Annotated in this window: 8 protein-coding genes and 1 pseudogene; 6 read left to right on the forward strand and 3 right to left on the reverse strand. The window is 63.9% G+C overall.

Features of this window, described 5'->3' with window-relative positions; all coding sequences use genetic code 11:
• Nucleotides 1-452, reverse strand: a pseudogene (locus Q8Q83_RS08780) (ATPase); the annotation flags it as partial.
• 284 nt (nucleotides 453-736) lie between these two features.
• On the opposite strand from Q8Q83_RS08780, the gene Q8Q83_RS08785 reads away from it, so the two are divergent.
• Entirely contained in the window at nucleotides 737-1,048 is a 312-nt protein-coding gene (locus Q8Q83_RS08785; RefSeq protein ID WP_305622925.1) for a hypothetical protein, read from the forward strand.
• Between the two features lie 60 nt (nucleotides 1,049-1,108).
• Here the strand turns inward: Q8Q83_RS08785 and Q8Q83_RS08790 are convergent, their stop codons facing one another.
• Nucleotides 1,109-2,101, reverse strand: coding sequence for an NAD(P)-dependent oxidoreductase (locus Q8Q83_RS08790; RefSeq protein ID WP_305622927.1), 993 nt, complete (start codon nucleotides 2,099-2,101; stop codon nucleotides 1,109-1,111).
• Nucleotides 2,102-2,270: 169 nt separating this feature from the next.
• Here Q8Q83_RS08790 and Q8Q83_RS08795 point away from each other — a divergent pair, with 169 nt between their 5' ends.
• Both Q8Q83_RS08795 and Q8Q83_RS08800 read left to right on the forward strand, forming a co-directional pair.
• Complete coding sequence (locus Q8Q83_RS08795) at nucleotides 2,271-3,326, forward strand: trans-acting enoyl reductase family protein (RefSeq protein ID WP_305622929.1); 1,056 nt, start codon at nucleotides 2,271-2,273, stop codon at nucleotides 3,324-3,326.
• A 424-nt stretch (nucleotides 3,327-3,750) separates the two neighbouring features.
• On the forward strand, nucleotides 3,751-5,709 hold the full coding sequence (locus tag Q8Q83_RS08800; RefSeq protein WP_305622931.1) for a methyl-accepting chemotaxis protein: 1,959 nt from the start codon (nucleotides 3,751-3,753) through the stop codon (nucleotides 5,707-5,709).
• A 104-nt stretch (nucleotides 5,710-5,813) separates the two neighbouring features.
• Here the strand turns inward: Q8Q83_RS08800 and Q8Q83_RS08805 are convergent, their stop codons facing one another.
• Nucleotides 5,814-6,710, reverse strand: coding sequence for a LysR family transcriptional regulator ArgP (locus Q8Q83_RS08805; protein WP_305622933.1), 897 nt, complete (start codon nucleotides 6,708-6,710; stop codon nucleotides 5,814-5,816).
• Between the two features lie 91 nt (nucleotides 6,711-6,801).
• Between Q8Q83_RS08805 and Q8Q83_RS08810 the strand changes: the two genes are divergently transcribed.
• The 3 genes from Q8Q83_RS08810 to Q8Q83_RS08820 all read left to right on the forward strand — a co-directional run.
• Nucleotides 6,802-7,413: a LysE/ArgO family amino acid transporter gene (locus Q8Q83_RS08810; protein WP_305622935.1), complete on the forward strand. Its 612-nt coding sequence runs from the start codon at nucleotides 6,802-6,804 to the stop codon at nucleotides 7,411-7,413.
• 402 nt (nucleotides 7,414-7,815) lie between these two features.
• Nucleotides 7,816-8,397: a superoxide dismutase gene (locus Q8Q83_RS08815; RefSeq protein ID WP_305622937.1), complete on the forward strand. Its 582-nt coding sequence runs from the start codon at nucleotides 7,816-7,818 to the stop codon at nucleotides 8,395-8,397.
• 392 nt (nucleotides 8,398-8,789) lie between these two features.
• A partial coding sequence (locus Q8Q83_RS08820) for a bifunctional diguanylate cyclase/phosphodiesterase (protein WP_305622938.1) occupies nucleotides 8,790-10,784 on the forward strand: 1,995 nt, incomplete at its 3' end.

A 10,784-nucleotide genomic window follows, 5' to 3' on the forward strand; every position in this document is an offset into this window, starting at 1 on the left:
TGACTGCTCTGCGCGGCGGTCGCCGTTTGCTGCTGCTTGCTCAGCGTCGCCAGCTTGTTTTCCAGCTGCTTGACCTGCAGCTTGAGCGCCTCGCTACCGCTGGTGACGGTGGATTCGGTGGCCACCACCTTGCCGGAAATATCCTGAATCCGCCCGGCGGCGTCCTCACTGATACGGGCGAAGCTTTCCTGGGTGGCGACCAGCTGCTGCTCCATCAGGCTGATCTGCTGGAAGCTCCACCAGCCCAGGCCGCCCAGGGCGATCATCAAGGCGCCGACCAGGGCCCACAGCGGCCCGGTGCTGGCGCTTTTCTCCACTGCCTGCGTGGCGCGGCCATAAGCCGCGTGCGGCGCGCTGGGCTCGTGGTGATCCGGCGCGAATTCATCGCGATCCCGCGCCCCGGCGCTCAGGCTGGGCACATGATCGAGTTCGTCGTGGGCATCGTTACGCATGGGTAAACCTTCAAAAGAATGCGAGTGGCGCAGAATGCCGCGCAGTATAACGGTTCACGGGCCCCGCTTCAGCGTTGCGCAACACCGGTGCAAGGCGCACCGACGAAGGGCATGTTCGGCCCCACTCTCGCCGCGCAGGCCGCGCAGTCCGTCATTTAGTGAACTGGTATGCACTTTGCTACCTCAGCTTGCAGCGCCAGGGGCGCAGTACGAGCAGGGCTGCAATCTGGGTGTCGGCGTGGTTTGCCGACACGCACAGTGTTTCAACTACCGGGGATGGGCATATGGAACTGAATAAAGCGGTTTTGGATTGCATGCAGGCGTTACGGCGCAAGCTGCGCGAAGAACAGGCGGTGGATATTCGCCTGAGCCAGCCGGACGCGATCAACGCCATGCTCAGCGCCTGCCTCGACTCCAGCAATGAGCAAACCCGGGAACTGGGCCAGCGCCTGGCCCAGCTTAGCGATACCCCCTACCAAGCCGAAGTCCCGGCCCCGCGTGTGCACAGCGGCCACCCGCTGCCGCTCGACGCGGTACACGCCGCCAGCAGTTCCGGCTCGGTGCGTATCTATCGCGGCCAGCGGGTCTACGCCTAAGCACCCGCCTCGGATCCTGCGAACTAGAGCGAGATCCGCAACAGGCTCTGCAGCTGAGCTTTAGCTGGGGTGATGGGCTTTCCACCACTGGCAAAACTCATCCAGCGCGGTCCATAGGCTGACCTTGGGCTCATAGTCCAGGTACTGGCGGGCGCGGCTGATATCCAGGGAGAAATCCTTGGCCATCACCGCCACGCCCAGGCGAAACAGCGCCGGCTCCGGGCGCCCCGGCAGCAGCTTGCACACACCCTCGTTCAGCGCCGCCGCGCCATAGGCCAGGGCATAGGGCAGATGGCGGGTGACTGGCGGCAGGTCCAGCTGGCGCAGCACGTAATTGACCACATCCCACAACGGCACCGGCGCGCCATTGCTGATGTTGTACACCTGGCCGAGTGCCGGCCCGGCGGCCAGCAGGCTGCTCAACAGGGCCTCGTTGAGGTTGTGCACGCTGGTGAAGTCGACCTTGTTCAGGCCGTTGCCGATGATCGACAGACGGCCCTTGCGCTGCATAGTGATCAAGCGCGGAAAGATGCTGGTATCGCCGGCCCCGGTGACGAAACGCGGGCGTAAGGCCAGCACTTCCAGGCCGAACTCCTGGGCGGCGAACACCTGCTGCTCGGCCAGGTATTTGGTCTTGCCGTAGTGATCGGAAAAGCGCTTGGGCAGCTGCTCCTCCTTGAGCCCGACATGGGCCTGGCCATCGAAATACACCGAGGGCGAAGACAGGTGCACCAGGCGCCGCACCCGCTGTTTCAGGCAGGCCTCGATGACGTTCTCGGTGACCTGCACGTTGGCCTGGTGGAAGTGTGCGTAGTTGCCCCACACCCCGACGGCACCGGCGCAGTGCACCACCGCCTCGACATCGCGGCACAGCTGCTGCACCAGCTCGGGGTCGGACAGATCGCCCTGGACGAACTCGGCGCCGCGCGCACGCAGGTGTTCGACACCCTCGGCCCGCCGCCCGTTGACCCGCACGCTCAGGCCTTGCTCCAAGGCAAAGCGGGCGAAACGACCGCCGATAAAGCCACTTGCGCCGGTTATCAGAATCTTCATTGCCGCCCCCTATTCTCTGCCATTGCCGCACTCTAGCAGTGCCTCTGCCTACGCGCCCTGGCATTGCAGGCCAGAACAACGACCCTACAAACCTTGCGCTAGGCCAACGGCGCCCGGCGCAGCGGCTAAGCTGTCAGGCGCAATACAACCAACTATTAAGGAGCACAGGATGGCCAACCACTGGATGATCTACGGCGCCAACGGCTACACCGGCCACTTGCTGGCCGCCGAAGCCAAGCGCCAGGGACTCACGCCGATACTGGCCGGACGCAACCCGGCGGCGGTGCATGCTCTGGGTAGCCTGCTCGGGCTGGAATGCCGGGTCTTCGATATCCAGCAAGCCGAGCGCGCTCGTGAGGCCCTGGCGGATATAGCGGTAGTGGCGCACTGCGCCGGGCCCTTCTCCGCAACCAGCGGGCCGATGCTCGACGCCTGCCTGGCCAGCAACACTCACTATGTGGATATCACCGGCGAGATCGGCGTCTTCGAAGCCGCTCACGGCCGCGATCAGCAGGCCCGCGAGCGCGGCCTGGTGGTCTGCCCCGGCGTCGGCTTCGATGTGATTCCCAGCGACTGCCTGGCCGCCAGCCTGCACCAGGCCCTGCCGGATGCCACCCACCTGGCCCTGGGCTTCGACACCGGCAGCGGGCTGTCGCCAGGCACGGCGAAAACCTCGGTGGAAGGCCTGCAATTCGGCGGCAAGGTGCGCCGCGCAGGGCTTATCACCGATGTGCCGCTGGGCTATAAACGCCGCGCGATCAACTTCGGTCGCGGCGAAAAACCGGCGGTGACCATCCCCTGGGGCGACGTCTCCACGGCCTACCATTCCACCGGCATCGACAATATCGAGGTCTATCTGCCCACCCCGACCCCGGCGGCCATTCTGATGCGCCTGCTCGATCCATTGCGCCCGCTGTTAGGCCTGCAAGCGGTGCAGAACTGGCTCAAGCGCCTGGTGGAAAAACGCGTGCAGGGCCCCGACCAGGCCACTCGCGCGCGCCTGCGCACCTGGCTGTGGGGCGAGGCACGCAATGCCGCCGGCGAGGTGAAAACCGCGCGCCTGGAAACCGCCAATGGTTATGAGGTCACGGTGCACGGCGCGCTGCTGGCGGTCAGGCATCTGCTCGACTACCAGGGCCCCGGCGGTTACTTCACCCCCTCCAGACTGCTCGGCGCACGCTGCGTGGAGCTGCTGCCGGGCTCGGGAACCATCAGCATCAGCTGATACCCAAGCGCATCTTACAGGCGACGTGAAACGTAGCGAGCGAAGGTTAGGCAAGGCAAAAACAGGCGAAAAAGCGCAGTTTACGAGCTGTAAATGAGCATTTTGAGGCTGTTTTTAACGCCGCATAACCGAGTGCAGTAGTTCTCACGCCGCCTGCTTGGTTACCTTCTTCCCCAGGGAAGGGGGTAACGCCCCGCTTAACACCACGCTCCCCTGCCGCTACCCCCCCCTCAAGCCACGCCCTCGTCCTCGACTCACCCGCGTTGCAATCTGCTGCCTGCTCGCGCTGCGCAGGGCCGCCCGCATCACTTCAATCTGTAACCGGCCAATTTTATTGACACACCGTCAAGCAATTCGCACGCTTCTTGCAGAATATTCAACACCCAAGGTCTTTGTAACCCTTCTACCCGTGGAGCCATCGAATATGCCGCTACGCCTAAAGCTGGCCATGAGTTACTTGCTTATTGGGCTGTTTCCCGTGCTGGCGATGGCCTTTACGGTGTACCTGCAAGCCAGCAAGGCGCTGCAGGAACAGACGCTGAACTCCCTGGAAGCCGTAGCAAATATCAAACAACGACAGTTGCTGGATAACCTGCAAGCGCGCCACGACCAGCTCAGCACCCTGGCCAGCAACCTGGGCACCAGCTACAGCGGGCTCAATGGCGCCGCGCTGGTGAGCGCCTCCAACTACGACCGCCCGATCTACGAAAACTTTATCCAGACCTACGGCTACCGCGAGCTGAAGCTGATCGCCAGCGACGGCACCGTGATGTTCAGCGTGCTGCGCGGCGACGATTACCAGCAGAACCTCAGCCAAGGCGCTTGGCGCGAGCTGCCCATGGGCCGCCTGGCCAGCGCCGGCCTGAGCAGCAAGACCAGCCAGATCAGCGATCTGGCGATCAACCCGCAGACCGGCGAGCCCAGCCAGTTTCTGGTCAGCCCGGTGATCAGCGAAGGCGAGCTGATCGCCCTGCTGATGCTCGAGCTGCCCATCGCCCCGCTCAATAGCGTGATGCAGACGCGCCAGGGCCTGGGTGAAGCCGGCGAAACCTATCTGGTCGGCGCCGACGGCCTGCTGCGTTCGGACTCCGCACGTTTCAGCGCACACCAGGTGCAGCGTTCCGCGCAGCAACCCAGCGCCCTGCAAGGCGACGCCATCGCCCGCGCCTTGCGCGGCGAACAGGGGCGCCTGGCCGAACTCGGGCTGAACCAGCAGCCGGCCCTGAAAGCCTTCGTGCCGCTGGAGTTCGATGGTCAGCAATGGGCGTTGATCGCCGAAATGGATCAGGCCCAGGCCTTCGCCCCGGTGCATGAATTGATGTGGCAGATTCTCCTGCTCGGCCTGCTCACCGTGGCCGCCGTGCTGCTCGCCACCTGGCTGGTCAGCCGCAGCGTGATGCGTCCCCTGGGCGGCGAGCCGGGCACTATGGCCGAGCTGGCGCAACGTCTGGCGGCCGGCGAACTGCGCCTGCCCGAGCAGCACGCCCAGGGCAACGGCTTGATGCAGGCCCTGCATGAAATGGCCAATGCCTGGCGCGGGGTGATCGAACAATTACGCCAGGCCAGCAATGCCGTGGACCATGCCAGTGGCGATATTCTCGACGCCGCCGGGCAGACCAGCAGTCGCCTCGATCAGCAGCAGGAAGCCCTGGAAATGGTGGTCAGCGCCGTCGATCAGATGGCCGCCACCGTGCAGGAAATCGCCGCCAGCGCCAGCCAGAGCGCCGATAGCAGCGAGGCGGCGCGCCACGCCTTCACCACCATGCAGGGCACCCTGCAGCGCATGATCGGCCGCCAGGATCAACTGCTCGACGGTCTGCGCCAGGCCGATCAAGTGGTGCAGACCCTGGCCGGCAACAGCCAGCAGATCGCCTCGGTACTCCAGGTGATCCGCGCTATTGCCGAGCAGACCAACCTGCTCGCCCTGAATGCCGCCATCGAAGCGGCGCGCGCCGGCGAACAGGGTCGCGGCTTTGCCGTGGTGGCCGACGAGGTGCGCAACCTGGCCCTGCGCACCCGCACCGCCACCGAGGAAATAGTGCAGATCATCGGCACCCTCAGCGACTCCTCCGAGCAGGCCCTGGCCAGCATGCAGGGTTCCACCGAACAGGCCCGCGCCCTGGAGGATGAAACCCAGGCCGTGCTGGGCAGCCTGGGTCATCTCGATGAGTCGCTGCAGGCGGTGCATGGCCTGGCCTTCCAGATCGCCACGGCGGCCGAACAGCAGGCCGCCACCACCCAGGAGGTCAACCAGCATATGCACCAGCTCAGCGCCATGACCGCCGACAACCGGGAAAACGCGGCCAACACCCGCCAGTGCGGCCAGCATCTGCAAAGCGTGGCGGGCAGCCAGCAGCAGCTATTGGCGCATTTCCAGCTGTAACCAAGCAGGCTGTTGAAAAACCCAGGCGAGGCAGCCGGGTCTGTTTTTAACGCCCCCTTTCTTTTCTTAAAGAGGGGCAACCCAGGTAGTTTTTCAACGGCCTGCTAGTGCGGTGCGGCCACCAACCAGGTGGCCGTATGCCGCTGCAGATGCTGGGTCAGCGCGCCCAGCAGCTCGCCGCCGTTGCGCCAATGGTGCCAGTACAGCGGAATATCCAGCGGCCGCGCGGGCAACAGCTCCTGCAGGCTGCCGCGGGCCAGTTCCGCTTGCACCTGCAACTCGGGCATCAGTCCCCAGCCAAAACCCGCCTCGGCCAGGCGCACAAAGCCCTCGGACGAGGGACAGAGGTGATGGAGAAAGCCGCCCTCAACCCCCAGGGCGGCTAGATAGCGATGCTGCAGCTGATCGTCCGGGCCAAAGACGATCGCCGGCGCCTGGGCCAGCGCCGTCGTCGTCACCCCCTGGGGAAAATGCCGGGCGATAAAAGCCGGGCTGGCCAAGGCGCGGTAACGCATGGCGCCCAGACTCAAGGCCCGCGCCCCCGCTACCGGGCGCTCGCTGGCGCATACGCAGGCCGCCACCTCACCGGCGCGCATGCGCTTGAGGCCGACGTCCTGATCCTCCACCAGCAGATCCAGCAGCAGCCGCTGCTGGGCGCAGAACTCGCCCACCGCCGCCGCCCACCAGGTCGCCAGGCTGTCGGCATTCAGGGCGATGCGCAGGCGCTCGGGCAGACCGCCCTCATCCAGCTCCGGCACCTGTCCCTGTAGATCGCGTTCCAGCAGACGCACCTGCTGCACATGGTTGAGCAGGCGCCGGCCGATTTCCGTGGGCGCCGGCGGCGTGGCGCGCACCAGCACCGGCTGGCCGACACGCGCCTCGAGCAGCTTGATCCGCTGCGACACCGCCGATTGCGACAGGCCCAGCACCTGTGCGGCCCGTTCGAAGCCGGCCTGCTCCACCACGGCGGCCAGGGCGGCGAGTAATTTGTAGTCGAACAAATAAGTATTCCTAATGAGCAATCAGCACTATTGATTTTTCTTATACAACCAAGAGCAGCAGACTGGCCAGCATTCAAAGAGGAGAACCCTTATGTGGCAAAGCTATGTGAATGGGCTGCTGGTCGCCGCCGGACTGATCATCGCCCTGGGTGCGCAGAATGCCTTCGTCCTGGCACAAAGCCTGAGACGCGAACATCACCTGCCGGTGGCCTTGCTCTGCGTGATCTGCGATGCCCTGCTGGTGGCCGCCGGGGTCTTCGGCCTGGCCGCCCTGCTGGCGCAAAGCCCCGTATTGTTAGGGATCGCGCGCTGGGGCGGCGCGGCCTTTCTGCTCTGGTACGGTGCCCAGGCGCTGCTGCGCGCCTGCCGCCCGCAAGCCCTGAACCAAGCGGCCCGCACGGGGCCGCGCTCGCGCCGGGCGGTGTTGCTGAGTGCATTGGCCGTGACCCTGCTCAACCCCCACGTCTATCTCGACACCGTGCTGCTGATCGGCTCCCTCGGCGCCCAACAGAGGGTACCCGGGGCCTACGCCATAGGCGCGGCCAGCGCGTCCTTGATCTGGTTCTTCTGCCTGGCCCTGGGCGCGGCCTGGCTCGCCCCCTGGCTGGCCCGCCCGAGCACCTGGCGGCTGATCGATCTGGGCGTGGCGTCGATGATGTTGAGCATTGCCTGGCAGCTGCTGAGCAATCCCCAAATGCTCTGAGAACCTGTTTACGATCTGCTGCGCGTCGGCCATCCGGCGTTAAAAACAGCCTCGGAAAGCCGCTTGCGGCTAACGCGCTTCAGCGCGACCCGAAGGGCGAGTGAAACGAGTAATGCTCATTTACAACCCGTAAACCGCGCTTCCTCGCCGCTTTGACCAGCCGAAGGCTGTTACTACGTAGCGCCTTGTCTGGTTCTAGCCCGCGAGATCGTAAACAGGCTCTAAGCCCGCCTCAAGACCGAGGCCTGTCGTTGTTTTTCCACACAGTTGCCGCGTGTTTAAGCCGCGGGCCCGGTGCTATGATTCAGGGCTCGCGGCACAAAGAGATAACTCCCGCCGCTGATATGGCCGCCCGTGATCGGCTTCGCGAACACCGCACCTGACCTGATTAGGAGATCAACCATGGCTTTCGAATTGCCGCCACTGCCTTACGCTTATGATGCTCTGCAGCCGCACATCTCCAAGGAAACCTTGGAATACCACCACGACAAGCACCACAACACCTACGTCGTAAACCTGAACAACCTGGTGCCAGGCACCGAGTTCGAAGGCAAAACCCTGGAAGAAATCGTCAAGACTTCCTCCGGCGGCATCTTCAACAACGCCGCTCAAGTCTGGAACCACACCTTCTACTGGAACTGTCTGGCGCCTAACGCCGGCGGCCAACCGACCGGTGCCCTGGCTGAGGCGATCAACGCCGCCTTCGGTTCCTTCGACAAGTTCAAGGAAGAGTTCAGCAAAGTCTCCATCGGCACCTTCGGTTCCGGCTGGGGCTGGCTGGTGAAGAAGGCCGACGGTTCCCTGGCTCTGGCCAGCACCATAGGTGCCGGTTGCCCGCTGTCCAGCGGCGACACTCCGCTGCTGACCTGCGACGTGTGGGAACACGCTTACTACATCGACTACCGCAACCTGCGTCCGAAGTATGTAGAAGCCTTCTGGAACCTGGTTAACTGGGACTTCGTAGCGAAAAACTACGCCGCCTAAGTACCCGCGTTACAGCACAAAAAACCCGGCCTCGCGCCGGGTTTTTTGCGGCTTGCGCCAGCCTTCCCGGGCCCGCTTCGGCAACGCCTGCCGCTAGCGAGCCGCCAGCCTCGGCGCGCATCGCCAGGCCGTAAAGGGTTAAGCCGAACCGCCGAATCCAGCACTGCAGCCACACAAGTTTTCGCCCCGACGAAAAGCGTTAAGCGCTGCTCAAGCCGGACCAGACAGCTACCGATACACTGTTAAGCACTGTCATCTGCAGCAAGGCTCGCGGCCTAACCGCGCGGCCAAGTTGTTCGACACACTTTGCTAATGGCCCTTTGACTGCAAGCACGACTTTGCCAATACTCAGTAACGTCTGGCGCCTACGGCCTCGAACAAGGAACCACCACTTGAAGCTGGAACTCAAAAACAGCTTGTCTCTGAAGTTGCTGCGTGTGGTGCTGCTCTCGGCGCTGGTCGTTGGCGTGGTTCTGAGTTGCGCACAGATAGTCTTCGACGCCTACAAGACCCGTCAGGCCGTGGCCAACGATGCCCACCGCATTCTCGGCATGTTCCGCGATCCCTCGACCCAGGCGGTCTACAGCCTGGACCGCGAAATGGGCATGCAGGTGATCGAAGGCCTGTTCCAACACGAATCGGTGCGCATGGCCGCCATCGGCCACCCCAACGAACCCATGCTGGCGGAAAAATCCCGCGAGCAAGTCGACATGCCTACCCGCTGGCTGACCGACCCGATCCTCGGCAAAGAACAGAACTTCACCACCAAACTGGTCGGCCGCGGCCCCTACAGCGAATACTACGGCGACCTCAGCATCACCCTCGACACCGCCCCCTACGGCCAGGACTTCGTCACCAACTCGGTGATCATCTTTATCTCCGGAGTCTTGCGCGCCATGGCCATGGGCCTGGTGCTCTATCTGGTCTACCACCTGCTGCTGACCAAACCCCTGTCGAAAATCATCGAGCACCTGACCAACATCAACCCGGATCGTCCCAGCGAGCACAAGCTGCCGATGCTCAAGGGCAACGAGAAGAACGAACTGGGCCTGTGGATCAACACCGCCAACCAGCTGCTCTCCTCCATCGAACGCAACACCCATCTGCGCCGCGAGGCGGAAAACAGCCTGCTGCGCATGGCCCAGTACGACTTCCTCACCGGTCTGCCGAATCGCCAGCAGTTGCAACAGCAACTCGACCAGATTCTCGAAGACGCCGGCCGCCTGCAACGCCGGGTCGCGGTGCTGTGCGTCGGCCTGGACGACTTCAAGGGCATCAACGAACAATTCAGCTACCAAACCGGCGACCAACTGCTGCTGGCCCTGTCCGACCGCCTGCGGGGCCACAGCGGCCGTCTCGGCGCGTTGGCCCGTTTGGGCGGCGACCAGTTCGCCCTGGTTCAGGCCGATATCGAGCAGCCCTATGAGGCCGCCGAACTGGCGCAGAGCGTGCTGGACGACCTGGACATCCCCTTCACCCTGGACAACCAGGAAGTGCGCCTGCGCGCCACCATCGGCATCACCCTGTTCCCGGAGGACGGCGACAGCACCGAAAAGCTGCTGCAGAAAGCCGAACAGACCATGACCCTGGCCAAGAGCCGCTCGCGCAACCGCTACCAGTTCTATATCGCCAGCGTCGACAGCGAAATGCGCCGCCGCCGCGAACTGGAAAAGGACCTGCGCGAAGCCCTGGCGCTCAACCAGCTGCACCTGGTCTACCAACCCCAGGTCGACTACCGCGACCACAGCGTGGTCGGGGTCGAGGCGCTGCTGCGCTGGCAACACCCCCAGCATGGTCTGGTACCGCCGGATCTGTTTATCCCGCTGGCCGAGCAGAACGGCACCATCATCCCCATTGGCGAATGGATTCTCGACCAGACCTGCCGCCAGCTGCGCGAATGGCATGACCAGGGCTTCACCGAGATGCGCATGGCGGTCAACCTGTCCACCGTGCAACTGCACCACGCCGAGCTGCCACGGGTGGTCAATAACCTGATGCAGATCTACCGCCTGCCGCCCCGCAGTCTGGAGCTGGAAGTCACCGAAACCGGCCTGATGGAAGACATCAACACCGCCGCCCAGCACCTGCTGAGCCTGCGCCGCTCCGGCGCGCTGATCGCCATCGATGACTTCGGTACCGGCTACTCCTCGCTGAGCTACCTGAAGAGCCTGCCGCTGGACAAGATCAAGATCGACAAGAGCTTCGTCCAGGACCTGCTGGAAGACGAAGACGATGCCACCATAGTGCGCGCCATCATCCAGCTGGGTAAGAGCCTGGGCATGCAGGTGATTGCCGAAGGGGTGGAAACCGCCGAGCAGGAGGCCTATATCATTGCCCAGGGCTGCAACGAAGGTCAGGGCTACTTCTACAGCAAGCCGCTGCCAGCC

Source organism: Pseudomonas sp. (genome assembly GCF_030696055.1).
Taxonomy (GTDB): Bacteria; Pseudomonadota; Gammaproteobacteria; order Pseudomonadales; family Pseudomonadaceae; genus Aquipseudomonas.